Source organism: Marininema halotolerans (assembly GCF_900116235.1).
Lineage (GTDB): Bacteria > Bacillota > Bacilli > Thermoactinomycetales > DSM-45169 > Marininema > Marininema halotolerans.
Genome location: NZ_FPAA01000004.1, coordinates 15221 through 40864, shown reverse-complemented (window position 1 = coordinate 40864; position 25644 = coordinate 15221). Strand labels below are relative to the sequence as shown.

Here is a 25644-nt window from a genome sequence, read left to right as displayed (position 1 = left end):
TTTTTTCCTCCCGGATTCATTTCTGTGGTAATAATGCATTGATATAAAGACTTAGGTCACGCGTAGAAGAATAAACAAAACGTTCCTGGACTTTCTCACGTTCTACTTGATGTTGATAACGATTCGATTCAGTGAGGGGACGCTTTTCAGCACCCACAACTAATTCCAAGCTGCCACCTTCCTGACGAAGAAAACCTAATTCGGAAAATACTTCAGTCATAAAGCGAATATAAGGACTTGACAATCCTGTCAAGCGAGCCAGACGATCCATATCCCTTGGAAAACGAATCCCTTTCTTCCCTACCAAGAAAGCATACAGTCGCTTAAATTGTTCGCGGTCAGGCGTTCGACTGAGAGCCTCATCCAGTTCCGCATCGCCATACGCCATGTATAAACGTTCGAGTTGAGTAAAGGAAGGAATCCGCTCCTCAAATTCCTGAATCGAAGGAGGTAAATTTAATAAGACCACGACACGGCACGTATCCAACAAACCGCTTCCCTCTGCTTCCACTAACTCACTCCAGGAGAAAAAATCCCCGCTCCAACCTTCTCCCAGTAATGTTGTGCCATTCGCTTTATCGTTCCCGATAAATAGCGTATGGGATTGCAATGCCAGTGATTGAAAACGTTCTTTCTTATCACTGTTCCCACGCCAATCAAAAATTTGGACATGAGGAATGGACAGATCACGAATAAGCAATTGAGGCATTCGATGATGATTCCATTCATTCACTGCTAACTCTCCGAGCACTTCAATTTTGGCAGAAGGAGACACTTGCTCTGCTAAATCCCCAAAGCGAAAACCGACTGCATCCAATGAACACCCATTTGCCTCCAGTTGCAATTTCAAATGGCTTTTATCCCGCCCAATTCGTTGCATCTTAGAAAGGCCCGCCCCTTTAATGCGAAAACGGGGCGTAGCGTTTCCCATCCCATAGGGAGCTAATTGCTCCAATTCTTCAACAAGGGGTAAATTGATCTCCTCAACGGATAATTCCGCATCCACCTTTGACAAGGGAATGTAATCCTCCTCAGTTAACCAACCCTTGGCAACCTCGGATAGACGTTGATGAAGTTCAGGAAGATCGGATACGGGCAGGCTCATTCCCGCTGCCATTGGGTGACCCCCAAAGTGAGGAAGAAGATCCTTACACTGTGTAAGAGCCCGATACATGTCCAACCCCACAATGCTACGGGCAGATCCCTTGGCCATCCCTGTCTCTTCGTCGATCCCAAGAACGATCACGGGTCGATAGTATTTTTCCACCAAACGGGAGGCAACAATTCCAATGACCCCCACATTCCAACCCGGTGCGGCAACGACAATAAAATACTGATGATTACTTTTTTCAGTTTCGACCATCGCTACCGCTTCAGCAGTAATTTCCTCCACCAACTGTTGTCGTTCCCGATTCATCGTATCCAATTCCTCAGCAATCATCCGCGCCTCAAGAGGATCCTCTGTCAATAAAAGGTCGACTGCCTTGTTTGCTGAATCAAGGCGACCACTCGCATTAATTCGAGGCGCCAGGGAAAAACCCACATGCCCCGCACCTACTTCACCATCACATCCAGCTACATCCATTAAGGAAGATAAACCCAGGTGGTTTCTCCGATTCATTTGCATGAGTCCTAATGCCGCTAATACGCGATTCTCTCCCATCAGCGGAACAAGATCAGCAATGGTACCCAAAGCGGCAATCTCTAAAACTTCGCTGGGCACCCGATCAAGCAGTGCTTGACATAACTTAAAGGCAACGCCTACCCCTGCTAATGACTTTTCAGGATAGGAACAACCCGGCTTTTTGGGATTTAATACCACCAATGCTTCAGGGATCGTTTCAGGTGGTTCATGGTGATCCGTAATGATTAGGTCAAGACCCAACTCCTTGGCAAGGGATGCCTCCACAATCGCACTAATTCCGGTATCCACCGAAATCATTAAGTTGATTCCATCGGAAACTGCCTGATGAAGGGCATCTTCATTTAAACCATAACCTTCAGTAAATCGGTTGGGTATGTAATAATCCACATTGGCATCCAGTGCACACAAGACGCGCATCATCACACTTGTACTTGATACCCCATCCGCATCGTAATCGCCATAAATCCGAATCCGTTCTTTCCTTTTCAGGGCTGAGCGAATGCGGTCGACTGCCACTTGCATGCCATCCATTAGCATTGGATCATGAAGCTGGGCGACATCCACTGTTAAGAAGCGACGGGCTTCCTCTAGATCCGTCACTCCACGGTTACATAGAAGGCGGGCGGTTAAGGGATGGATTCCTAACTCCTTGGCCAGCAACTCCATGCAGGACTCGTCCGCATGAACCGTTTGCCAGCGTGTTTTGGATTGTAACAACGGCCACCCTCCATTCCCTTCTCTTGCCGCTTCCCATTATAGCACAGGAAACCATCCTCGTATGAAAAAGGAACGATCCGTCTTTAAATTGGCATCGTTAACGATGAGAGGGTTCTTGGCCCTCTTCACTTTCATCAACATGGTAGGGGTTAATATGTACCAAAACATCTAAGACATGATCAAAACGCTGAATCAACAACTGCTTCAAGGATTTACCGATGCGATGCCCTTCCTCAACCGTAATCCAAGGATCGACAGAGGCTTTTACATCCACAATCACATAAAAACCGTGTTCCCGTGCATGAAGTTGATCCACGCGCTTTATTCCCGCAACTTCCCTGGCCGCTTCCACCAATTCCGCTGCATCCTCCTCATGCAAGACGTGGTCAAGAGAATTATGAATCGACTCCCTTGCCAATTGATAGGCCATTTTTAAAACCAATAGGGAAACCAATACTCCGGCTATCGCATCCAAATAAACCAGAAGATCAAATTGAATTTTTTCACCTAGGATCGCTCCACCAATCCCAATTAACGCAGCAATGGATGAATAAACGTCGGATCGATGTTCCCAGGCATTGGCGATAATCGCTTGACTATGGATCTTCTTGCCTAATCGATATTTATATTGAAACATCCCTTCTTTCGCGATGATCGATACCACCGCCGCGCCTACGGCCGGCCATTCTGGTGCTGAAATCGGACCGAAAAGCGCCTTGATTGAGGAATATCCAATTTCCAATCCTACCAGAGCCAATAGGATGGAGACAATAATGGCTGCAATCGATTCGGCTTTGCCATGGCCATAAGGATGATCTTTATCCGGTGGAAGCTTTGCCGCCCGAACGCCGATTAAAACCGCCAAGGAGCCCACTACATCCGAAGCCGAATGGACCGCATCAGCTACCAGGGCACGGCTGTTTGCCATCACTCCGGTTACACCTTTTAAGATCGCCAGCGTTACGTTTCCCAATATTCCAACCCAAGCCCCTCTCTCTGCCAACCGATAGGATTCGGATTGCATAGCATCAACCATCCTTTTCGTTAAAAAACCGCAGGGAAGCCCCTGCGGCCTGGTTAAGCTAAGTGTATGGGGTTCTTGTCTATCTTATTCAGCGGATTGCAGATTTTGGTCGGCCCGTTTTAAGGAACGCCACTTCCAATCGATCCAGATCTGACTCGCAATGCAGATCGAAGAGTACGCACCAGAAATCAATCCGATCAAGAGTGCAATCGAGAAGTATTTGATACTCTCACCACCAAAGATCAGCAAAGCCAATGCTGCAAATACGACAGTGAGTACCGTATTGATGGATCGCACTAAGGTCTGTTGAACACTGGTATTCACTACACTCGACAGCGCTTCAAAGGTCTTTGGATTTTCCTTCTTCACGTTCTCCCGAATCCGGTCAAAAATAACAATTGTATCGTTCGTAGAATATCCCACAATGGTTAGAACCGCCGCAATAAAGACCAGGTCGACTTCCCACTGAAAGATTGAAAATAGGCTGATCGTAAAAAGGGCGTCATAGAGAATTGCAATGATCGCCGCAAAGGCAAATCGATATTCAAAGCGGAGGGTGATATAAGCAATAATCCCAATAGAAGCAATCAACACGGAGTAAATGGCATTACGTGCTAATTCCCGTCCGATAATGGGATCGACGGTTTGCTCATTGACTGCCACACTTTTACCATACACTTTTTGGAAAGCATCACGGATTTGAATCACTTTTTCCTTGCTCAATGCTTTGTCCGTGCGAAAAATCAATAATTCCTTATCATTTCCTGCTAACCGAGTGTTCGGTGACGCATAGCCCAATTCCTCTAGCTTCGCATCTGCCTTGGCTTTGTCAACGGCTTGGTGTAAGTTAATCTCCAAGCGCGATCCGCTGACAAAATCAATACCCAGGTTTAGCCCTTGAACCAATAATGAAACAACCCCTAAAAGAATCGTCGCCAATGAGAAGAGAAAAAACCACTTCCGCGCCTTTACAAAGTCAAATTTATAGTTCACTGATCTCATCCTCCTTGACACCAAACCAGCTGTGCTTCTTGTGCAACAGGTTGGAGCGGACAAGCAAGGTAAGGAGAATCCGTGAAAGTGCGACCGCCGTCAAGAAACTGACGAAGATCCCCACTAAGAGGGAAACCGAGAACCCGCGCACACCTGAGGTACCAAAATAAAACATCACAGCAGAAGCAATAATCGTTGTTACATGTGCATCAAAAATGGTGATGAAAGAGCTTTTCGAACCACTCTTCGTTGAAATCGGAATGCTTTTTCCGGAACGAAGCTCGTCCTTAATTCGCTCATACATAATAATGTTGGCATCCACTGCCATCCCAATCCCCAGAATATAAGCAGCGATCCCAGGCAATGTCAACGTGACATCGAGTAGAGAGAAGAGTAGAAGCACCAAGTAGCTATAGCTAATCAACGTGATAACCGCGATCACCCCTGGTAATCGGTAATAGCCGATTACAAAGAGAAAAATAAACCCAATCGCATACAGACCCGCGAACAAACTCTTATGTAAGGAATCCTGTCCGAGGCTTGCATCCACCGCATTGGATGAAAGTTGCGTCAGTTTTACGGGTAGGGAGCCTGCATTCAACAGATCCGCCAGTTCCTGCGCCTTTTCCACCGTAAAATTACCACTGATCATGGCTTCTCCGTTTGGAATACGAGACTGAATTACCGGTGAACTTAGTTCTTTACCATCTAAATAAATCGGCATTTGCTTTCCAACATATTTGCCCGTTAGATCGGCGTAATTTTTTGCATCTTTAAATTTTACGGAGACAACGGGTTCATTTGTCTGAGAGTTATAATCTTGTTTAGCGGCTCCTTGAACCAAATCCGATCCTTTCAACAGCACTTTCTTTCCTGATGGATCGCGGAATTCTAACACAGCGGGCTTCCCGAGTAATTTACGCGCTTGATCGGGATCCTTGACACCTGCTAACGAGATCCGTAGTCGATCGGTTCCTTCGACTGTAATTTCTGGTTCCGTAACACCAATGGAGTTAATCCGTTTGTTCAATGCATCGGCTGTATCACTTAAGATCGAAGGTGTGATTTTCTGCCCCTTCTCTAGGGGTGCCGCTTTATAAAGCACTTCAAATCCCCCACGTAGATCGAGACCTAAAGTAAGGTTATCGGTCACCCACTTTGTCGTCGACCCTATTATCGCTAAGATAGCTACGATACATAGGGAGAAGATAACAACTTTCCCCTTGCGAACCCTCATGCTGACGCTCCTCCTTCGAATAAAGACAATCTTTTTTCATTATCCCAAGTTAACTAGGGCCTTGTCAATTTATGACGCCGCTTTAAAGGACAAAAAAACCTGGGCATTACTCCTCGCCCGGGTTTTTATAGACACTGACCATTAGCCAATTCATAAACCGTGTTCCTTTGAGCGATAAAATATCATTCACCAACCGATTCAGACGTGGCCATCCCCGACGGTAATTCTCAGAAACACATGCCCATACCTGTTCACCTGTTACATTTTCGTACCCATAATAACGAAATTCCTCGGCCTTACTGTTACAAAGGTCTTCTATACATTGCATGAGCTCAGATTCGGACAAGAGCTCTACAGACTTTTCTCGTTCGTGGCTGACTGATTTAAGTGGTGTTTGTCTCACTAAGCTCTTCCCTCCCTCGTTTGCAAGTACCTCATTCTCTGAGGCCCGTCTGCTTTTCATCCATTATAATTCTTTCCTTCTTTTTTGAACACCTCTACCCATGCCTTTCCAGTCATGAAGGTAAGGGACAAGGGCATAAGCTTGTATTAATCGATTAACTTTACGGAGAAGGAAGGGGCCCATCGGTGACCAAGCAAACATTCCTCCAAGGTACATTAATACTTGTTGGGGCGGGTTTTGTAACAAAGGTACTCGGCTTTGTCTATCGAATTGCCCTCTCCCGTATGATAGGTGATGAAGGGATTGGTCTTTTTCAAATGGCTTTTCCAATTCTGATTTTCGCCATCACCATCACCACAGCCGGTCTTCCTGTTGCGATCTCAAAGCTCGTTTCTGAAGCGGAAGCGATGAAAGATGAGCAGCGTGTTCGATCGACCCTCATCATCTCGATCCTAATTGTTTCAATCTCAAGCATTCTCTTTACGGCTTTAATTTTATTAGCTGCCCCCTGGATTGCTCATACTTTACTAACCGATGCACGAGCGATCTATCCCTTGATGGGGATTGCACCGGTTCTTCCCATTGTCGCCGTCTCATCCATCTTCCGCGGCTATTTTCAAGGTCGTCAACATATGAGCCCCTATGCTTGGTCTCTCGTTGTTGAACAGATTGTTCGAATTTTCACCGTTCTCATCATTGCGCGTTGGCTTTACCCCTATGGAATTCAATACGCCGCTGCTGGAGCGATGGTAGGGGTTTTGTTGGGCGAAGGTGCTGGGATGCTCTTTCTCTTTCACTCCTATCGAAAGGATCCAAAGCGTCCCCCTTTAAAATTTAAAGTTAGGGAAACTTTTCAGTTTCAAATGTGGAACCGGTTCTCCATGGTAATTAAAAGCCTCATGCGAATTGCTATCCCTGTCACGGCGAGTCGAATGGTCGGCTCTCTTGCCTATGCCATCGAACCCATTGTCGTCTCGCAAAGTCTTGCCATCGCTGGAATTTCAGTAGCCGCTTCCACTGCCCTCTATGGACAATTAGAAGGCATGGCCATTCCACTTCTCTTTTTCCCCGCTTTTATCACAACCGGTCTCTCAACTTCCCTTGTCCCGGCAATTGCTGAAGCAGCCGCTCAAGGGAAACACGATGTTGTTGAACATCGACTCAATCAATCGTTACGATTATCTCTCATTGTAGGTGCACCCTGTGCCATGATTATGTTTGTTTTAGCTGAGCCCTTAACCACACTCCTTTATCACAACGCCCCAGTATCTAGATTGTTAGAAATCATGGCTCCGTTTGCGATCTTTTTATACGTACAAGGTCCCCTCTCAGCCATTTTACAAGGATTAGATAAAGCAAAGGATGCGATGCGCAATTCCATCTTTGGTGCCATTATTAAAACCACGTTGATCTTTTTTCTCGCTTCACAACCGCAGTTAGGGATTGATGGGGTAGTGATCGCTCTCAATTGTGGTTTAGTACTCGTCACCGCCCTTCATTTCATCAGTGTGATGCGGTATGTCCCCTTCACTCTCATTCTTCGTGATCTTATCAAATTGGCCTTTGCCGTTGCAGGGATGGGGGCTACTGGCTGGTGGGTGTTACAACACGGGGAGGGGCCTCTTGCCACCCTTACGCTTATATCAAGTGGCACCAGCTTTACGGTCTATCTCCTTTTGCTCATCCTACTTGCACTCATCAAAAAAGAAGACATCCGCCGTATCCCCTACCTAGGAAAATGGCTGTCTCCCTTTCTCCCACGCTAATTGCTGTTCAACGTTTATCTTTCCGTGAGTCAATATACATTCGCCCTCGAGCATCAATGCTGACAAAAAATATTTCTTTTAAATCTTTATAGCCATACTGTTGGATTTGATTTTTTAACCAAAATCGCGTCTGACCCATACTACGCAAGGCCTCCTCTTGCACCTTTCCATCAATGATAAGTGGAACAGGGAGAGCATGTTGGCGATAGTCACTAAAACCAGGTAAAAGCTCCTTCTCTTCAACAGGGGTTTTTTCCTCGTCCTTAGGAAAAACCGATAGTTTCCCTGAGGTTTCTAAGACCGCAAATTCTACATCGGCGATGTTGGCGATATTCTTCTCCCTCAATTGCAACATTAGATCATCCATATTATAGCGTTGCTTTTCCATCTCATCTTCTAATATTTGCCCATCTTTTATTAACGTCGTCGGTTCGCCATCAATCCACCTGCGGATTTTTGGACTTTTTAAGGAGACAAAGGATAACAATATCTGCGCACCCGCTAGCATCATGATGGGAATGAGACCATGAAACAACGGCATTTTCAAATCATCCACTGACATGACAGCAAAGTCCGCAATCATGATTGAGACCACCACATCAAAAACGGATAGTTTTCCAATCTCCCGCTTGCCCATCAACCGCATAATCAATAAAACAAAAAAGTAGATAAACAGCGTACGTAATAAAAGTGACCAACCCTCACCCATGTTGCTAGCCCCCTTTCAATCCACCTCCCCTAGTTTTTGCTTCCCCCCGCGGTTTTATCACAGCTTTCTCTACCCTCCTTTCGAATAATTGGTGCGCCCCACTCATACCCTGTACAAAGTCGATTTTGACCGGAGGTGCTAGGTATGAAGCAAGCCACAACCAGTGGGACCCACCCTGCTTTACGTTCTCCTCTGCTCGCCGGAATCAGCATCGTTTTGGGGGTTGTTCTCTCCGGTTCGATCATTACGGCAATGTTATTACGTTTTACAAGTGTAGAAGAATCATCGCTCCCCTACTTCGCTTATGGAATTAATGCCTTGGCTCTTTTATCAGGAGGATGGATATCTGGCAGACAGGCAGGGCATCGCGGATGGTTATATGGAGGATTAACGGGTATTATCTATGTAGTCCTCGTACTCATAATCGGCTTTCTTGCCTTTAACACCCAAATGCGTGTCCAACCGGTTTTGTTTACCCTTTGCGCTACCGGAATCGCTGCCATTGGAGGGATTTTCGGTGTGAATGCAGGGAACCGTTAACTTTTCTTTAATGGAAAATAAATCTGTAATATGAAAAATGTTTCATCCCCATTGTTTTGTGGAAAGGATAAAATGTATAATAGACGCCACGGTTCCGGAATTAAACCGGAGCTTTCCTTTTTACGTGGAGCTCTTATTTATTAGTAGCCCTTTTGAGGCTGATCCTTTTCACTGGGGAGTGTAGATGATTGTTTCAATCCACCTTTACCATATTCATAACCAGTGTAATCACCTTCCTAGTGATTCTAACGATCTGTTTACGACAAAATCCCTTTACCATTGTGGTAGATTTTCTGCGTGATCTTTTTCGTATTCGTATGATGATGGTTCATGTACTATTATGTTTAGGAATTTTAGCGATTAACAAGATGGAATTGTTACTCGAGCCATCACTTGATAAAACTGAAGATTGGACGCCCTATATACGAGCCTTTGAAGGTAATATCACGCCTCTCTTTCAACACTGGTTTGATAATGTAGCCCTTACTTATGTGACCACTTATTTTTATGTGATTGTTTTTTCCGTTTTGATGGCATGTTCCTTACTGATCTACCATCGTGAGAAAGACTATCGCTCGATGTATACTTTGCTTTACAGTATCGGTTTAAATTATCTACTAGCCATTCCCTTCTTCCTTTTTGCACCTGTATCAGAAACCTGGTACTACCATCCAGATATTCAATTTTTGATTCCCTCGGTCTACCCAGGATTTGAGTCAGGTTACCGAAGTTTATCAGGACTCGATAACTCTTTTCCCAGTCTTCACACATCCATCTCGATCACCCTTGCCCTAATCGCTTGGCAATCGGTGAATCGACCCATTAGCCGGATCACTTCTCTATCAGCAGCTGTCGTCCTGTTTGCAATTCTCTATCTCGGTATCCATTGGTATTTAGACATCATCACAGGAGCAGTACTTGCTCTTACTAGTGTCGCTCTTGCTTTTCGCTTTAGTGAAATTCCCCTCGGAAAAATGTCTACTCTTTCTTCCCAGCAGGCCTCGGAACATATTGCCGATATCCAATAAAAAAAGAACTCCCTGCAGGGAGTTCTTTTTTTATTTCTTCTCACTCGCCGTTTCTTCTTCACTCTCGCTTACCACTGTGTTGACAGCAGAACGTTCGAATACCAAACGGCTCGTATCATTTACTTTTAAGGTGACTCGATCATCGGTCAGATCCATAATCGTACCGTGCAGTCCACCAATGGTGATCACTTTATCCCCTTTTTTGATGGAACCCAGCATGGCATTTCGTTCTTTCCGTTGCTTTTGTTGAGGACGAAGCAACATAAAATAGAAGATAACACAGACAAGGACTATCGGAAGTAAACCTGAAAATTTTTCCATATTCCTACTCCTCCTTCTTTTGTATAGAGAATCACTCGAATCCTACTTAAAAACCACGACGCATCGCGTCACTGTTCATCGACCCATAGTATTTAGTAAAAAATTGATTACGAAAATCCTGGAGCCGATCCTCTTGAATCGCCTGTCGTACACCTTCCATCAGCTTCAACAGAAAGTACAAGTTGTGATAGGTCGTTAATCGTAGGCCAAGCGTCTCCTCTGCTTTAAACAGATGGCGCAGATAGGCTCGGCTATAGTTCCGACAGGTATAACAATCACACTCTGGATCAAGGGGGCCAAAATCACGCGTATATTTAGCGTTGCGAACGACTACACGTCCTTCACTTGTCATGGTTGTCCCATTCCGAGCAATGCGGGTAGGCAACACACAATCGAACATATCGACGCCTCGCATGACTCCTTCAACCAATGCATCGGGGGAACCCACTCCCATCAGATAGCGCGGCTTATCCACAGGCAACAACGGGGTCGTTTCTTCCAGAGCTTCATACATTAATTCCTTCGGTTCACCCACTGAAAGTCCACCAATCGCATACCCAGGCAAATCAATGGATGTAATTTGCCGCGCACTCTCTTTTCGCAAATCACCGTACATTCCACCCTGCACAATTCCAAAAAGACCTTGTTCTTCCGGACGCTCGTGTGCATCGACGCATCGCTTTAACCAGCGATACGTACGTTCCATGGATTTCTTTACATAGTCACGATCCGCAGGGTATGGAGGGCATTCATCGAAGGCCATGATAATGTCTGCACCCAATGCATTTTGAATCTCAATCGATTTTTCCGGACTGATGAATAACGGCTCACCACTTAGATGGGAACGGAAAGAAACGCCTTCTTCGGTAATCTTACGCAAATCAGATAAACTGAAGACCTGGAAGCCACCACTATCCGTAAGAATCGCTCGATCCCAATTCATAAATGAGTGAAGACCACCGGCTTCCTTCACTACATCATGTCCAGGTCGTAAAAAAAGGTGATACGTATTGGACAGGATGATGCCACTACCCATCTCCTTCAATTCTTCTGGACTCATCGTTTTTACCGTTGCTAATGTACCAACTGGCATAAAAACAGGAGTATCAATCGTTCCATGAGGGGTATGTAACCGCCCTAATCGGGCACCTGTTTGTGAACAGGTTTTAATTAATTCATAACGAACAGCCACTGAGCGTTCCTCCTACTCGTACCATTATACCTTAGGACCCCTTCTGGATAAACCTTCAGAAGGCATCGATTCGGCAAAAGATGTGACAAAACCATAAAAGGCAACCTTACCGATTACAAAATGAACATCGCATCACCAAAACTAAAAAAGCGATACTGTTCTTCTACCGCTTCTTGATACGCATGAAGGGTCAGCTCGCGACCTGCAAAGGCACTGACCAGCATAATCAGGGTCGATTTCGGCAAATGAAAGTTGGTCAATAATGCATCGACGACCTGAAATTTCACACCTGGGTAAATAAAAATGTCCGTCCAACCACTCGTTGCTCGTATTTCACCATGATCTCGGGCAATGGTTTCTAACGTCCGTACAGCCGTAGTACCCACGGCAATCACCCGCCGTCCTTCTTCCTTTGCCCGGTGAATTCGATTCGCTGATTCCTCACCCAACGAATAAAACTCCGCGTGCATTTGATGCGCTTCTAATGTTTCAACATTGACAGGTCGGAAAGTCCCAAGACCCACATGGAGAGTTAGAAAAGTCACTTCCACTCCCTTCTCTTTAGCAGCTTGGAGAAGTTCAGGAGTAAAATGAAGTCCTGCTGTGGGTGCCGCTGCTGAACCTGTCTCACGAGAGTAAACCGTTTGATAACGTTCCTTTTCAGCTAACTCCTCACGGATGTAGGGTGGGAGAGGCATCTGTCCTAAGTCCACTAAGAGCTCCTCTAAATCACTCGCTGTATAGTGCAATTGAAATACACGTCCACCCGCCATATCCGCCTCTTCTTGAGCGATTGCCTTTAAACGCCCCTCCCCAAAGGAAATGACTGTTCCTTCCTTCACACGCTTCGCTGGCTTTACCAACGCCTCCCAACGGTCCTCACCTAGCGGTTTAAGGAGTAAAAGTTCAATCTGCGCACCCGTTTCTTCCTTGACACCAATCAATCGCGCAGGACGTACCCGGGTATCATTTAATACCAGAACATCCCCTGCTTTTAAGTATCCTAGCAGGTCGGCAAAGGTACCATGCTCAATCTCTTCTGTCTTACGATCAAGAACAAGAAGTCGTGATGAAGAACGGTTCAATAACGGAGTCTGTGCGATCAACTCCTGGGGAAGATCAAAATCAAACAATGATACATCCATAAGGTACCTCCCTCTACAAAGTCAGTCAACGATTCATTTCGGACCGTTAACAAGAAAAAACCACCTGCTCCTCACCGGAACAGGCGGATCAGATACAGGATCAATGACATCACCACACTGATGACAATACAGGTGACAATGGGAAAATAAAAGCGCACATGTTCTTTCTCAATGAGGATATCCCCCGGAAGTCGACCGAAATGGAGGAAACGGCCACCCACTTGCCAGACAAGTCCGATTACAACCAGAACCAATCCAAAAACGATCAGGTATTTAGCAACTGGATTCATGAGTCTGGCATCTCCACTCCAAAATGTTGGTAACAACGCGGGGTGACTACCCGACCTCGAGGCGTTCGTTGTAGGAAACCGATTTGCATAAGGTAGGGTTCATACACATCCTCCACAGTATGAGATTCCTCCCCGATCGTTGCCGCAATGGTTTCTAATCCAACAGGGCCACCTCGGAACATTTCCATGATGGAACGTAGTAACTTATGGTCCACCTCGTCCAATCCCAGTCTATCCACCTGAATGCGCCCTAATGCACCCCGTGCGGAATCCGCCGTAATGATGCCATCGCCTTGCACTTCGACAAAGTCACGCACACGCTTTAGCAGACGATTCGCTACCCTTGGGGTTCCTCGTGCACGGCACGCAATTTCTTCTGCACCATCCTCATGAATCCGAACCCCTAGGAGATCCGCTGAACGAGATACAATCAGCGCTAACTCTTCCACCGTATAATATTCTAACCGACTCACTACGCCAAAGCGATCCCGTAGGGGAGAAGAGAGGGATCCTGCTCGCGTAGTCGCACCAACAAGGGTAAACGGTGCAAGATCCAAACGGACCGATCGAGCACTGGGACCTTTACCGATCACAATATCGAGGGCAAAATCCTCCATAGCTGGATAGAGAACTTCCTCGACACTTCGATTTAATCGATGAATTTCATCGATAAAGAGAAGATCCCCTGCTTGTAAATTGGTTAAAATCGCTGCTAAATCCCCAGGACGTTCAATCGCAGGTCCCGAAGTTGTCCGCACTTGTACACCCATTTCATTGGCGATGATATGGGACAAGGTGGTTTTCCCCAGCCCAGGTGGACCATAAAGAAGAACATGATCCAAGGTTTCATTTCGTTGTTTTGCAGCCTCTATGTATACTTCTAGATTTTCCTTCACACGCGATTGGCCGATATATTCCCGTAAAAAACGAGGGCGTAGGCTGAATTCGACCACTTCGTCCTCCATCGCCATATGGGAAGAGATGATCCGCTCTTCCATCCTTCATTCCCCCCTCGTTTCGCATTACTTTGCCTTCATCGAAACTTGAAGGGCTTTTCTGATCCATTCATCCACTGAAGGATTTTCCTCACCAAAAGCTTCTCCTGCTTGGTGAACTGCCGCCTGCGCTTCTGATTCATTATAGCCTAGCGCCATCAACGCATCAATTGCCTCTTGAGAGGCCTGTGCTGTATATCCAGGGGTATCCACTACGTCTTTTGCTCCCCTTATCAATGAAGTCCAGCCCGCTTTTTCAAGCTTGTCCTTCAGTTCCAAGATCAGACGTTGCGCAGTCTTCTTCCCCACACCTGGTAGCTTCGTTAAAAAACGAAGATCTTCCCGTTGCACCGCTTCTACGAGTTCTCGTGGAGATCCTGCACCGATGGCTGCTAACGCAACCTTCGGTCCAATTCCTGATACCTCCAATAGAAGGCGAAAGAGATCGCGTTCATCAGTGTTAGCAAACCCATATAAGTTCTGGGAGTCCTCGCGCACCACCTGATGCGTAAACACCTGTGCCATCTCTCCCTCCTTCCAATAGAAGGGGTGAGGGCAAAAAATTCGATATCCGACACCTGAAGCTTCCACGATCACCGCATCAAGGGAATGATACGCTACCTGACCTCGTATAAAGTCAATCACCTTTGCCACCCCCTTGCTTTCAATCGATCTGTAAAGGTGGTTGAATGCGCCTGACAGATCGCAACCCCAAGAGCGTCAGCAACATCATCCGGCTTTGGAATTTCTGCAAGGGATAGCAGGGTCTTTACCATCTCTTGAACTTGGCGTTTCTTTGCACCACCATAGCCTACCACAGCCATCTTCACTTCCATCGGCGTATACTCCGTGATACTTGCCCCTGCTTCCTCAGCCGCCAGCATGACCACCCCTCTTGCTTGAGCGACATCAAAAGCGGTCGTTACATTGCGATTAAAAAAAAGTTTTTCAATAGCAACCACTTCGGGGCGGTTTTCAGAAAATAGTTGGGTCGCCGCATCATAAATTTGCTTCAGTCGCATCGCCTTCGCTGTGCGAGCTTGTGTTTGAATACTTCCATAATCCACGACTTTCAGACGGTTTCCTATTTGATCAAGCACTCCATACCCTACGATTGCAACACCTGGATCAATTCCAATAATTCGCACCCCGCCGCCCCTCTCTCTATCGAACATCCATTCTCATCGGGTAACGATTATACCATAGTTCGTCCCATGACTGTGTTTTTCCTAGCAAACCCTTCATTTTCATGAATGAGAAACCGATTAATCGCAAAAGCTGTGAAAAAGATCAAAGGAGTGTTCCTTTTGTTCCCACGAACCAAGCTGATCGCCACCGCTCTCCTCCTCCTCTCTCTGATCCTTCCCACGGCTTGCCAATTTCAGGATTCCGCGGGGCCTGAAAAAGCAGCTGTCCGTTTCTATAAGGAAGTATGGGTGAATGGAGACGATCAAGCAGCTCAGTCTATGCTTGCTGATACCAAAAAAGTACGTGCACTCCATCGCCCCATTCGGCAGGTTAAAAATGAAGCCACCCATAATCCACCGATTTGGATTGTTAAATCCCCAACTGATCATCAAATGGGAAACCGCACCATTTTGATTCACCGTCCCTCCGACAAACGGGATTACAAAGTTCGCCTTCGTAAAGTGGGAGCGACATGGAAAGTTGACTCCTTTGAACAAAATTTTGATCCGAAAATGGGCGGTTATGCAAGCTTCGAAGCCTACCAACGACTCTCTCAAGAATATCCAGACTTAACGTGGAAGAAAATTGAACGACCCTAATAAAGAATCCATCGCAAACTCTCAATAAAAAATTTCGCTCGAACCACCCTCATGATGAATGAATCCTATCTAAACATTGACTTCCCTTCCATCGTCCCTTCACTGTAAGGGATGATCTTTTTTTGCCCAAAGGAAACACCACCAGACACCAAGCGTAGCCAGGCGAATAACATAGATCCATACCTCTTCGTTTCCCCTATTGACAAGGAATCCTCCCCCCGTTTAGAATGAATGTAAGCAAAATGTTTCCCTAATGCAACTTATGTAGTTTAATCAAAAATAGTTGTCTATATTTAAATCCTTTGCCCTCTTCCATCCTTTGCATTTTTCCCTTTGGGGTACTATACAGGAGGTCATCATAAGTGAGCCAGTCATCGATTATTCCCCTAACAGAGGGGCTCCCTGGCCAACGCATTCGAATTCATCATATGACGTTAGAAGGAACCATGCGTCGCAGACTATTGGATCTAGGGTTTGTTCCTGGTTCCGAAGTGAAAGTGCTTCAACGTAGCCCACTCGGTGACCCCGTTGCCTTTCGTGTCATCCATACAACCATTGCCTTACGTAAAGAAGAGAGTTCACAGATCTTTGGAGAAATCATCGGGGGTGAATATCATGAATCCACGCACTAACCCAAAACACAGCCAGAAGAATCCATTTCGCATTGCCCTCGCTGGTAATCCCAACACTGGAAAGAGCACGCTATTTAATGCGTTAACCGGACTGCGCCAGCATACAGGAAACTGGCCAGGAAAAACGGTCATTCATGCAGAGGGATCTTATCAATACGATGGTGATGCTTATACCGTGATCGATCTACCAGGAACCTACTCCCTCTATTCCAATTCCGCAGATGAGGAAGTGGCACGGGATTGTATTATTTTTGAAAAACCCGATGTCACCGTTGTGGTATTGGATGCTACCGCAATGGAACGGAACATGAACCTTGCCTTGCAAGTTTTAGAAATGGCGGATCGGGTCGTGTTGTGTATCAATTTAATGGATGAAGCCAAGAAAAAGGGCATTTATATTAATGAAAAAAGCCTTTCAAAAAAACTGGGTGTCCCCGTCGTCAAAACCTCTGCTCGTAATCGAGATGGTTTGGATCGCCTACAGAAGGTGATTCAGGAGATGGCTTACGGAAGAACGAAGACCAACCCCTATCGCATCCGTTACAGTGATGAACTAGAGGAGAAAATTTCTGCATTAGAAGAATCCGTAACCTCTACCTTTGGTGATCGACTTCCCGCACGTTGGGTTGCTCTTCGCCTCCTTGATGGCGATCAAAGTCTTATTGACTCCCTACACCAACGAATTGAGCTACACCGAAAGGAGGTTCATAACCATGGGGTCGATGAATCCCTCTATCCCGTCGAAGCGTAATAGTTTAAATGCGCTTCTTGATCAAGCGCAAACGCTATCCAGTAATTCCATTCGTGATGAGATCGTCTCTCAGATCCATCAAACGGGAAGTACCGTCTGTCAAGATACGGTTCGGTATACCGATGAAAATAAAATGATGCGTTCTGAAAAACTGGACCGCATCCTTACTTCGAAAGTATGGGGTTTTCCCATCATGCTCGCCCTGCTTGGTATCGTCTTTTGGATCACTATCGCAGGAGCCAATGTACCTTCCGCCATGCTTGCTGATTTCTTTGGTTGGATTGAGGGTTATCTCACCCTCGCTTTTCATGCGCTTCACGCACCTGATTGGCTACATGGCGTCCTTGTTTTAGGCTTATATCGGGGGCTGAGCTGGGTAGTGAGTGTCATGCTCCCACCCATGGCAATCTTCTTTCCCGTATTTGCCCTCTTAGAGAACTTCGGATACCTCCCGCGCGTCGCCTTTAATATGGATCGTCTATTTAAAGGAGCAGGTGGTCATGGTAAACAAAGCCTTACCATGGCAATGGGGTTTGGTTGTAATGCGGCAGCCATCATGTCGACCCGTATTATTGAATCCCCCCGGGAACGAATGATGGCCATCCTAACCAATAACTTCGTTCCCTGTAATGGACGTTGGCCAACATTGATCCTTCTCTCTTCTCTATTTATGGCTACAGGTTTTGCGGGAGGCGCTCAAACGTTAGTCACCGCCTCGGTTGTTATGGGAATGGTACTCCTTGGAATCGTCGTCACTCTCGCTGTTTCCTGGGCACTCTCTAAAACCGCTCTTAAAGGGGTTCCGACTCACTACACCTTAGAACTTCCACCCTATCGACGGCCAAAGTTATGGGATACGATTCTCCGTGCTAGCATCGACAAATCCCTTTTCGTATTAAAGCGTGCTGTCATTATTGCTGCACCAGCGGGTGTCATCACCTGGATTCTTGCCAATATTGATGTTGGGAATCTCAGCGTACTGGAACATGTTGTCGCGTTCTTAGACCCCTTCGCTAAAGCGCTTGGGATGGATGGATTTATTCTAATGGCCTTTATTCTCGGGCTACCTGCAAACGAAATCGTTCTCCCTATCCTTTTAATGGGATACCTTTCCACCGGAGCCATGTTAGAAGTGGATAACTTAAACGAGTTGAAACAGATCTTTCTGGATCATGGTTGGACTTGGTTAACCGCCCTCAACATGATGCTTTTCTCACTCTTACACTATCCATGTGGAACCACCTTGGTGAATATCTATAAAGAAACCAAAAGTGCCAAATGGACCTTCTTATCATTTCTGATTCCGACAGTGATCGCCATCGGCGTCACCTTTGCTACCACCCAGATCGCACATGCAATGGGTTGGGTATAACGGCTTTTCATGTCAACCGCCTAAGGGCGGTTGACATAGTATCTATATATGATAATGTGTGCATATAAGGATAATTGAAACGGCTATTCAATAAAATGTGAGGTGATCCCATTTATGACCCACTCCACGCATGAAGATTCTATCCACGAACATTCCTTTCACTCTCATTCAACAGGTGCTTATCAACCGCTGGATGAGGAAACGCTTTTTATGGTTACACAAACCTTTAAAGCATTGGCTGATCCCACACGTGTACGAATTCTTCATCTCATTGCTGAACGGGAGATTTCTGTCAATGAAATCGCCGATACCTTATCTCTCTCCCAGTCTACCGTTTCGCATCAACTACGATTTTTAAAAAATCTACGTCTGGTCAACTTTCGTCGTGCAGGAACCACGCTTTACTATTCGCCAGAAGACCAGCATGTTATGACCATTCTCCGCCAGACAATTCATCACGCACAACACGATTAACCATCCATCAAAGGAGAGTATGCCCCTTGAAGGAACATCAATTACAAGGCCTTTCATGCCCAGGGTGTGCTGCCAAAGTGGAAGGCCAAATTAAAAAACTTCCCTATGGAGAAGCCACACGAATTCTTTTTCATAGTAGTAAATTAGTCGTCGATGACCAAATCGACATGAATAAAGTAAATAAAATCCTTTCAGAAGAAGCGATCGTCATCCGAACAGGGGATGAAGAAATGGCTTCCCACAGCCATTCACATCAAGGTCGCAAAGAAAAACGCAACTTAGTGATTGCTACACTCCTCTTTCTTGTTGGATTCTTGCTTGAAGAGCGCCTATCCATGCCCATTGCCATTGGTTTTTATGTCATTGCAATTCTACTCAGCGGCGCCTCTACCTTTCGTAAAGGCATTCGTAACCTGTTGCGCTTTCAATTTAACATGGACACATTGATGACCATCGCCCTTATCGGTGCTGTCGCCATCGGTGAATGGCGGGAAGGAACCTTTGTTGCGATTCTTTTTGGGCTCAATGAATTTCTCGAGGGATTAGGGATGGAAAAAGCACGTCGCTCCATGGAATCCTTGATGGAAGTTGCGCCAAGGGAAGCAACACTCCTTACCTCCAATGGAGAAACCACCGTCATCTCGATTGATCATTTACAAGCAGGAGATATCGTCCTCGTGCGGTCAGGGGAAAAAATCCCCTCTGATGGTGTGATTATTGAAGGAAATAGTTCCGTAAATGAAGCCGCCATCACAGGGGAATCCCTTCCCATTCAAAAAGGAAGTGAGGACTCTGTATATGGTGGGAGTATCAACAACGAAGGGGTACTCAAGGTCCGTGTGGAAAGCCCCTTCTCCCAATCAGCAATCTCTCGCATTCTGCAACTGGTTCAAGAGGCACAAGATCAGCGAACCCCCACCGAATTATTTATCGATCGGTTTTCCCGGGTGTACACACCTGCCATTATCGTGATTGCGATGATCGTCATGTTTCTTCCTCCTTTGTTAGGAGGAGGCGCATGGAAGGATTGGTTATATCAAGGATTAGCTGTTCTCATCGTAGGTTGTCCCTGCGCATTAATTCTCTCGTCACCCATTGCAAATATTGCTGGTATCACACGAAATGCCCGTAACGGCATCCTGATCAAAGGATCAAACCATCTTGAACAGCTTGGTAAAATACGAACCATTGCCTTTGATAAAACAGGAACATTAACCAAGGGAACGCCTCATGTCATCAAAACCATTTCGTATCACCCCTCCTTATTAACCATTGCAGGTGCCCTTGAAAAAGAATCCACACACCCTCTTGCCAAAGCCATTATGCAGGAAGTACAAGAGCCGGTGTTACCTATAGCTACCGAACTAACCACACTCCCTGGACAAGGGGTTACCGCGATCATTGATGGTAAGCGTTATTGGGCAGGCAATGAACGCAGTACGAATCATTTAACCATCCCGCAAGAAGTCCAACGGGATATCGATCAGCTTAAAGGTACGGGTGCCATACTTGTCATCGTAACAGACGAAACCCATGTACTTGGCCTTTTTGGTTTAGCCGATGAGATTCGTGAAGAGAGTGCTACCGTGGTTCGTGCATTACATGATGCTGGCATTCAACAAACCGTGATGTTAACAGGTGATCACCCCCAAACAGCAACAAAAGTGGCTCAGACAGTCGGTGTCAAAACCGTCTATGCAGGGCTCCTACCTGAAGACAAGGTGGAGAAGGTAAAATCCTTATCCGTTCATTACCCGACAGCCATGATTGGGGATGGCATTAATGACGCCCCTGCACTTGCCGCCTCGGATCTTGGTGTCGCCATGGGGAAAGGGACCGATAGTGCGATTGAAACCGCAGATATTGTCCTTATGCAGGATCATCTGGAGAAACTCCCCGATGCGATTCATATCGCCAAGCGGGTGAATCGCACGATTCGTCTTAATATCACCTTTGCTCTTGGTCTAAAGCTCCTTGCGCTACTGTTAACCATTCCAGGTTGGCTAACCCTATGGATTGCGATCCTCTCCGACATGGGGGCAACCATCTTGGTTACTTTGATCAGCCTCACCATCCTTTGGGAGAGAAAGCCCACTCACCAACAACAAACCATCCCCCTCACAAAATAACGATCCACTTCGTGGTTCATCAAGCAATCAAGAAAATCAAAGTCCATCTTACATCGATGGACTTTTTTTATATTTCTCATCCATGACCTACGACTTCTATTCGCATTCTTAATGATAAGAACCTTTGTATTTCCCTCTAACCATCCACTCCTCAGACGTGGAAAGTTCCTCGATACACATCCATCATTTAATATTGTTTTTCTTTCCTCCTACTTTCACCCAATCCTTTCTACCAACTGAGAATACGCTAAACTAACTCATCCATAGGAGGTTTTATTGCCTTGGCTATTGTTAATCAGACGTTTTCCACTCGGGTCGCTCGGGCTGAATTTGATCGCAATTGGGTGGATCGTATCAATCGGAGTGGGTTTGTCGTCTATCGTGCCACCAAAAGAAATGCAAAAGTGACCCTTTTGCTCAATAACGGTCGAACACGTATCCTTACCTTTCCAGTCGGTGGTACCGTATTAGTAGGGGGCGGGGGAGCTAGTTTTTATAGTAAACCTCACACCACACGAATTATTTAAATGCACAGCAAATAGAAACCACCCACTCGATCATGAGTGGGTGGTTTCTTGTGTGAGGCCTTTTTTCATGATGATTGATAATTCGCCAGGTCCGCATCATCCGCCTCAAAATTAGCGTATACATTCTGCACATCATCATTATCCTCTAATGCATCGATCAACGCTAACATCTTATCAATCGAATCTCCGGTAAGTTCTACCGTATTTTCGGGAATCATGGTTACTTCCGCAGTCGAACAGTTCTCCCCCTCGGACTCCAAGGCTACTTTTACTTCTTCAAAAACTTCTGGAGCCGTGATTACCTGAAAGGATTCTGGAGTAACTTCGACATCCTCAGCCCCTGCTTCCAGTGCCAACAATAACATATCGTCTTCATTTCGTTCGGATTCTTCTCGATCCATCACTAACAACCCTTTACGGGCAAACATCCAAGCCACACATCCCGCTTCCCCTAAGTTCCCTCCTCGTTTCGAAAATATATGCCGAACATCTGCAGCCGTCCGGTTACGGTTATCGGTAAGTGCTTCGACCATGACAGCAACACCACTTGGACCATATCCTTCATACATGATGGACTCATAATTGCCTCCACCATCTTCACCAGAGCCCTTTTTGATCGCCCGTTCTACATTATCATTGGGCATGTTGTTGGACCGTGCCTTCGCAACCGCCAATCGCAGTCGTTGGTTGGTTTCTGGATCGCTACCACTTCTGGCGGCAACGGTGATTTCTCTTGAGAGTTTTGCAAATATTTTTCCCCGCAAAGCATCTTGTCGCCCTTTGCGGTGTTGAATGTTTTTCCATTTTGAATGGCCAGCCATCTGTCTCACTCCTCGTACAAAAAATGCAAACAAACGAAAGGATCCACCAATGATGTCGACGGATCCCTCCGTAACTTAGCAATCGTAATTCCGTACTTTGCGTACGAAAGATATGATAAAGACACTTTTATGATACCATAAGGAAATCCTTCCTACCAAGTTTCTATTTCCTTTAAAAACCTGCGCCAACGAGGAATATCCATAGCCATTTGCTCAAGGTAGGGAAGGGTTTTATCTTTTCCATACCCCTCCTTCGCTAATGTCAGACCTAAGAACTCTCGATAAAATTCATTAGGGAAGGAGAGGAGGACAATCAACACTTTTTTTTCTAACGCCGTCAGAGGACGATGCACTTCATAAGCAGCAAGAGCCTCTTCGGCAACACAACGATCCCACCGTTGTTCACTCAATCCCCGAGAGAGAAGTTGCCAGATATCCCCGACTTGAGAGTCAAATGCAGCCGTTTCAAAATCAATCAACCAGGGTGTTTCATCGTTGCTAAGTAAGATATTATGACTTGCTAGATCACGATGCGTGATGGAATGGGTACGCCGATCCCATTCACACAATTCATCAAGAGGAAGATGAAGCAGTTGTTGCATAGCCTCCCGCCCATACCAATGAAATTGATTGGCAAACTGCTTCATCTCCCCTTGAGCACTCTGCCATTCCCTAGGCGAATCAAGGAGCGTGGTGAAGGAATGGAAGCGGGATTGAACGCGTTGCAATAAATTGTTGCGATAAATCCCTAACTCAGACATCGCCAATCCTTTACCCAGGGTATGAAATCGCCCCAAAAGATCCGCCACAATCATAATATCCTTGCGATTCTTATAAGTAGCCCTTCTTCCTTCCACCCAGGAGGTGAATAACCAATCCCTCTCATCGGTACAAATCAGAGGCATCTGATGAAAGCCTTTTTGTCGCAACTCTCGATCAATGCGAATCCACCATTGTAGTTGTTGGGGGTGATGGATCTTTTTTGCCACCCACTTCCCTTTAGGGGTGACAAGCAACCAGTTACGATAATAGGGCTTCACCTCATGAATGGTTAAGCCCAACGTTGTTTCCCACTCGTTTTTCATATCCGCAGAGGGGATTTTCTCTCTTTTTTCGTTAGATTCCTTCCCCAGAGCTACTCTCCTTTTCATCCTCCAATGGTTCCTGAAAAAAGGAGTGAAAGTCAGGGGATTCCGTGGTTTTATTGCCAGATACCCCATAACTTTGCGTCATTGGATAGCCTGGCATGCCTGGCATCATTGTTCCTCCTTGCTGACCTGGCTGATAGTAACCCTGGCCACCATAACCCGGCTGATACCCATATCCCGGTGAAGGGGCATACCCAGGTTGCCCAAACATCATGGGGACTCCTGGAGCACCACATCCACATCCGGGAGCTTGCGGGGCATACATTTGTTGCCCGCCTGGTGCTCCATATCCATAGCCAGGCTGAGTATATCCCGGTGTGCCATAATCTTGATATCCATATGGAGGCTGCTTCCAACCCGGATTGGATTCATAGGGGGATTCCGGTTGACCTGTGGAAGATTCATCCTGCGGCATGGGCGGCATTCCATAGCCTGGGGGCATCCCATAGCCTGGAGGCATCCCATAGTTGGGTTGATTTCCTGGCATGCCATAATTCGGTTGGTTGGGTTGCATCATTCCTGGGGGCATATAGGTGGGGGCTTCTGGCATTGGTGGCATTTGTGGTCCGCCATAGTTAGGTGACTCAGGCATTTGCGGCTGTTGTGGACGCTGGGGCATTTCGTATTGGGGAGGTTGTTGTGGTGAAGGCTGATACGGCCTCATAGGAGATTCTCGTGGGGATTCGGGTTTGGGTGGATGATAATACGGCGGCTGTCTCCCTGCTCCAGGTTCTCTAGGCGGCCTTCCCTCCCCTCTTGTTGACAGATCTTCTTTGCGTTGAACATGAACACTTACTTTACCTGTGGGAATCTTCACTTTCATCCCCACGTCCAACTGATCTGGATCAGCAATATTCGGATTGGCATCAATCAGTTTCTGTAGGGACATTTCATAGCGTTGAGCAATCTTCCACAAGGTATCACCCGATTGTACAATGTGAAGTTTCAAAATAAACTCCCTCCCTCAAAAGGCAAATACATTCTATGTATATGCAACATTGGGCGGTTTGCCCCCCTTTCGTTGAGGAAAAGATAGGGAAGAATGATTGACGGTGCAACCTTCCCACGATATTTTTAGTGGAAAGAAACATTTTGACACTCCCACTTCCCTAGGTGAGATCAAGAGAACTGTTCGCCTACACACGCTACCTCAGACTTCTAAATTTACGAAAAGCATCGGGCACAATGAAACCTTCATCCAAAGGAGCATCCTATGAAAATTAAAGGGCAACCAATTTGGGTTCTATTTAGTTTGGTAACAGCCGCATGCCTTGGTTTACTTCTTCTGGGCTTTTTTCTTGCCTTACGAGAAAATGTAAGTGGATCTCCCTCTTCCTTGACAAAGTCATCCACGCCGACAAAAGAACCAAGTAACAAGACCTTATTCCTTGCACTCGGGGATTCTCTCACCCGTGGAACGGGTGATTCGAGTGGTCAAGGGTATGTCACCCGCGTCCGAAAAACCTTAGAAAAAAACGAGGGATCGATGAGTGTAATCAACCTCGGTATTAAAGGACAAACCTCCTATCAATTACAATCACAAATTAAACAACCCAAAGTCGGTGAATTTCTCAAGAAAGCCGGTCGCATCAGCATTACCATTGGAGGAAATGATCTTTTCCGCAAAGGGGACTCCTTAAAAACCCTTGACGGAAAACAAGCGATTCTCGCCCGCCAAGCATATGAGAATAATTTACGGCAAATATTGACGATCATCCGTCAAAAAAACAAAGAGGCTCCGGTTTTTTTAATCGGGTTATATAATCCTTTTGGCGATTTAGGAGATCATAAGGAGACCTCTGCAGAAGTATTGAAGTGGAACAACGCCATGGAAACCATTGCTCAGGATTATCAGCAAATTGTTGTCGTTCCCATCTATGATATTTTTCAACTACACCCAAAATCCTATCTATATAGTGACCGTTTTCACCCCAACGCGGCGGGATATGATTACATAGCCGAACGATTATTACAAGCCATGAATCAAGAATAGAAAGG

General features: G+C 46.1%; 25 protein-coding genes and 1 pseudogene. 11 read left to right on the top strand and 15 right to left on the bottom strand.

Annotation, left to right across the window (positions count from 1 at the left end; translation table 11 throughout):
- Window positions 1-16: 16 nt before the first annotated feature.
- The 4 genes and pseudogenes from recJ to CHX35_RS06060 all read right to left on the bottom strand — a co-directional run bounded on the left by recJ (window position 17) and on the right by CHX35_RS06060 (window position 6019).
- Entirely contained in the window at window positions 17-2362 is a 2346-nt protein-coding gene (gene recJ / locus CHX35_RS06075) for a single-stranded-DNA-specific exonuclease RecJ (protein ID WP_091835505.1), read from the bottom strand.
- 97 nt (window positions 2363-2459) lie between these two features.
- A complete protein-coding gene (locus CHX35_RS06070; RefSeq protein ID WP_091835502.1) occupies window positions 2460-3386 on the bottom strand; it encodes a cation diffusion facilitator family transporter in 927 nt (308 codons plus the stop codon).
- A gap of 84 nt (window positions 3387-3470) precedes the next feature.
- Window positions 3471-5616: pseudogene (gene secD, locus CHX35_RS06065) on the bottom strand (protein translocase subunit SecD).
- Between the two features lie 106 nt (window positions 5617-5722).
- Window positions 5723-6019 carry a post-transcriptional regulator gene (locus CHX35_RS06060; RefSeq protein ID WP_245838671.1) on the bottom strand — a complete coding sequence of 99 codons (297 nt, stop codon included), beginning with the start codon at window positions 6017-6019 and terminating at the stop codon, window positions 5723-5725.
- Window positions 6020-6204: 185 nt separating this feature from the next.
- Here CHX35_RS06060 and spoVB point away from each other — a divergent pair, with 185 nt between their 5' ends.
- Window positions 6205-7785 carry a stage V sporulation protein B gene (gene spoVB, locus CHX35_RS06055; protein WP_091835499.1) on the top strand — a complete coding sequence of 527 codons (1581 nt, stop codon included), beginning with the start codon at window positions 6205-6207 and terminating at the stop codon, window positions 7783-7785.
- Window positions 7786-7792: 7 nt separating this feature from the next.
- Here spoVB and CHX35_RS06050 read toward each other — a convergent pair whose 3' ends face one another.
- On the bottom strand, window positions 7793-8494 hold the full coding sequence (locus tag CHX35_RS06050) for a DUF421 domain-containing protein (protein ID WP_091835496.1): 702 nt from the start codon (window positions 8492-8494) through the stop codon (window positions 7793-7795).
- 144 nt (window positions 8495-8638) lie between these two features.
- Between CHX35_RS06050 and CHX35_RS06045 the strand changes: the two genes are divergently transcribed.
- Both CHX35_RS06045 and CHX35_RS06040 read left to right on the top strand, forming a co-directional pair.
- Window positions 8639-9034, top strand: a complete 396-nt coding sequence (locus CHX35_RS06045; protein WP_091835493.1) for a TIGR04086 family membrane protein — start codon at window positions 8639-8641, stop codon at window positions 9032-9034.
- A gap of 188 nt (window positions 9035-9222) precedes the next feature.
- A complete protein-coding gene (locus CHX35_RS06040; RefSeq protein WP_091835490.1) occupies window positions 9223-10062 on the top strand; it encodes a phosphatase PAP2 family protein in 840 nt (279 codons plus the stop codon).
- A gap of 30 nt (window positions 10063-10092) precedes the next feature.
- Here the strand turns inward: CHX35_RS06040 and yajC are convergent, their stop codons facing one another.
- The 7 genes from yajC to ruvC form a co-directional block, all read right to left on the bottom strand.
- The gene (gene yajC, locus CHX35_RS06035; RefSeq protein WP_091835487.1) at window positions 10093-10383 is read right to left on the bottom strand and encodes a preprotein translocase subunit YajC; all 291 of its coding nucleotides are present in this window, start codon (window positions 10381-10383) and stop codon (window positions 10093-10095) included.
- Window positions 10384-10429: 46 nt separating this feature from the next.
- A complete protein-coding gene (gene tgt / locus CHX35_RS06030) occupies window positions 10430-11575 on the bottom strand; it encodes a tRNA guanosine(34) transglycosylase Tgt (protein WP_091835485.1) in 1146 nt (381 codons plus the stop codon).
- Window positions 11576-11688: 113 nt separating this feature from the next.
- Entirely contained in the window at window positions 11689-12720 is a 1032-nt protein-coding gene (gene queA / locus CHX35_RS06025) for a tRNA preQ1(34) S-adenosylmethionine ribosyltransferase-isomerase QueA (RefSeq protein WP_091835482.1), read from the bottom strand.
- A gap of 71 nt (window positions 12721-12791) precedes the next feature.
- Window positions 12792-13010 (bottom strand): DUF2905 domain-containing protein, encoded by a 219-nt coding sequence (locus CHX35_RS06020; protein ID WP_091835479.1) that lies wholly within the window; start codon window positions 13008-13010, stop codon window positions 12792-12794.
- Entirely contained in the window at window positions 13007-14008 is a 1002-nt protein-coding gene (gene ruvB, locus CHX35_RS06015) for a Holliday junction branch migration DNA helicase RuvB (RefSeq protein WP_091835476.1), read from the bottom strand. Before ruvB ends, CHX35_RS06020 begins: the two co-directional genes overlap by 4 nt.
- A gap of 24 nt (window positions 14009-14032) precedes the next feature.
- Window positions 14033-14650: a Holliday junction branch migration protein RuvA gene (gene ruvA / locus CHX35_RS06010; RefSeq protein ID WP_091835473.1), complete on the bottom strand. Its 618-nt coding sequence runs from the start codon at window positions 14648-14650 to the stop codon at window positions 14033-14035.
- A complete protein-coding gene (ruvC, locus tag CHX35_RS06005; RefSeq protein WP_091835470.1) occupies window positions 14647-15153 on the bottom strand; it encodes a crossover junction endodeoxyribonuclease RuvC in 507 nt (168 codons plus the stop codon). The genes ruvA and ruvC overlap by 4 nt, the downstream gene beginning before the upstream one ends.
- A gap of 159 nt (window positions 15154-15312) precedes the next feature.
- Between ruvC and CHX35_RS06000 the strand changes: the two genes are divergently transcribed.
- From CHX35_RS06000 to CHX35_RS05970, 7 genes are all read left to right on the top strand, one after another.
- Window positions 15313-15792, top strand: a complete 480-nt coding sequence (locus CHX35_RS06000; RefSeq protein WP_091835468.1) for a hypothetical protein — start codon at window positions 15313-15315, stop codon at window positions 15790-15792.
- Window positions 15793-16154: 362 nt separating this feature from the next.
- Window positions 16155-16424: a FeoA family protein gene (locus CHX35_RS05995; protein WP_091835466.1), complete on the top strand. Its 270-nt coding sequence runs from the start codon at window positions 16155-16157 to the stop codon at window positions 16422-16424.
- Entirely contained in the window at window positions 16408-17175 is a 768-nt protein-coding gene (locus CHX35_RS05990) for a FeoB small GTPase domain-containing protein (protein ID WP_091835463.1), read from the top strand. The genes CHX35_RS05995 and CHX35_RS05990 overlap by 17 nt, the downstream gene beginning before the upstream one ends.
- Complete coding sequence (locus CHX35_RS05985; protein WP_091836153.1) at window positions 17147-18547, top strand: nucleoside recognition domain-containing protein; 1401 nt, start codon at window positions 17147-17149, stop codon at window positions 18545-18547. The genes CHX35_RS05990 and CHX35_RS05985 overlap by 29 nt, the downstream gene beginning before the upstream one ends.
- Window positions 18548-18757: 210 nt before the next feature.
- On the top strand, window positions 18758-19021 hold the full coding sequence (locus CHX35_RS05980) for an ArsR/SmtB family transcription factor (protein WP_245838687.1): 264 nt from the start codon (window positions 18758-18760) through the stop codon (window positions 19019-19021).
- A 26-nt stretch (window positions 19022-19047) separates the two neighbouring features.
- Window positions 19048-21150, top strand: coding sequence for a heavy metal translocating P-type ATPase (locus CHX35_RS05975; RefSeq protein WP_091835457.1), 2103 nt, complete (start codon window positions 19048-19050; stop codon window positions 21148-21150).
- Between the two features lie 281 nt (window positions 21151-21431).
- Complete coding sequence (locus CHX35_RS05970) at window positions 21432-21677, top strand: hypothetical protein (RefSeq protein WP_245838669.1); 246 nt, start codon at window positions 21432-21434, stop codon at window positions 21675-21677.
- 65 nt (window positions 21678-21742) lie between these two features.
- Here CHX35_RS05970 and CHX35_RS05965 read toward each other — a convergent pair whose 3' ends face one another.
- The 3 genes from CHX35_RS05965 to CHX35_RS05955 all read right to left on the bottom strand — a co-directional run bounded on the left by CHX35_RS05965 (window position 21743) and on the right by CHX35_RS05955 (window position 24595).
- Entirely contained in the window at window positions 21743-22498 is a 756-nt protein-coding gene (locus CHX35_RS05965) for a YebC/PmpR family DNA-binding transcriptional regulator (RefSeq protein WP_091835451.1), read from the bottom strand.
- 152 nt (window positions 22499-22650) lie between these two features.
- On the bottom strand, window positions 22651-23649 hold the full coding sequence (locus CHX35_RS05960) for a phosphotransferase (RefSeq protein WP_176391919.1): 999 nt from the start codon (window positions 23647-23649) through the stop codon (window positions 22651-22653).
- The gene (locus CHX35_RS05955) at window positions 23615-24595 is read right to left on the bottom strand and encodes a LysM peptidoglycan-binding domain-containing protein (protein WP_176391918.1); all 981 of its coding nucleotides are present in this window, start codon (window positions 24593-24595) and stop codon (window positions 23615-23617) included. The genes CHX35_RS05960 and CHX35_RS05955 overlap by 35 nt, the downstream gene beginning before the upstream one ends.
- 264 nt (window positions 24596-24859) lie before the next feature.
- Between CHX35_RS05955 and CHX35_RS05950 the strand changes: the two genes are divergently transcribed.
- A complete protein-coding gene (locus tag CHX35_RS05950) occupies window positions 24860-25639 on the top strand; it encodes a GDSL-type esterase/lipase family protein (protein WP_091835446.1) in 780 nt (259 codons plus the stop codon).
- The last annotated feature ends 5 nt before the right edge of the window (window positions 25640-25644 follow it).

Bases quoted from the DNA above. Each gene is read 5' to 3' on its own strand.
- CHX35_RS06020 (WP_091835479.1), bottom strand. From the start codon at position 13,010: ATGAATCCAGTTGCTAAATACCTGATCGTTTTTGGATTGGTTCTGGTT.
- yajC (WP_091835487.1), bottom strand. From the start codon at position 10,383: ATGGAAAAATTTTCAGGTTTACTTCCGATAGTCCTTGTCTGTGTTATC.
- CHX35_RS05990 (WP_091835463.1), top strand. From the start codon at position 16,408: ATGAATCCACGCACTAACCCAAAACACAGCCAGAAGAATCCATTTCGC.
- CHX35_RS05980 (WP_245838687.1), top strand. From the start codon at position 18,758: ATGGTTACACAAACCTTTAAAGCATTGGCTGATCCCACACGTGTACGA.
- CHX35_RS05960 (WP_176391919.1), bottom strand. From the start codon at position 23,649: ATGAAAAGGAGAGTAGCTCTGGGGAAGGAATCTAACGAAAAAAGAGAG.
- ruvB (WP_091835476.1), bottom strand. From the start codon at position 14,008: ATGGAAGAGCGGATCATCTCTTCCCATATGGCGATGGAGGACGAAGTG.
- CHX35_RS05950 (WP_091835446.1), top strand. From the start codon at position 24,860: ATGAAAATTAAAGGGCAACCAATTTGGGTTCTATTTAGTTTGGTAACA.
- CHX35_RS05965 (WP_091835451.1), bottom strand. From the start codon at position 22,498: ATGGCTGGCCATTCAAAATGGAAAAACATTCAACACCGCAAAGGGCGA.
- queA (WP_091835482.1), bottom strand. From the start codon at position 12,720: ATGGATGTATCATTGTTTGATTTTGATCTTCCCCAGGAGTTGATCGCA.
- CHX35_RS06050 (WP_091835496.1), bottom strand. From the start codon at position 8,494: ATGGGTGAGGGTTGGTCACTTTTATTACGTACGCTGTTTATCTACTTT.
- CHX35_RS05985 (WP_091836153.1), top strand. From the start codon at position 17,147: ATGAATCCCTCTATCCCGTCGAAGCGTAATAGTTTAAATGCGCTTCTT.
- CHX35_RS06070 (WP_091835502.1), bottom strand. From the start codon at position 3,386: ATGCAATCCGAATCCTATCGGTTGGCAGAGAGAGGGGCTTGGGTTGGA.
- CHX35_RS06045 (WP_091835493.1), top strand. From the start codon at position 8,639: ATGAAGCAAGCCACAACCAGTGGGACCCACCCTGCTTTACGTTCTCCT.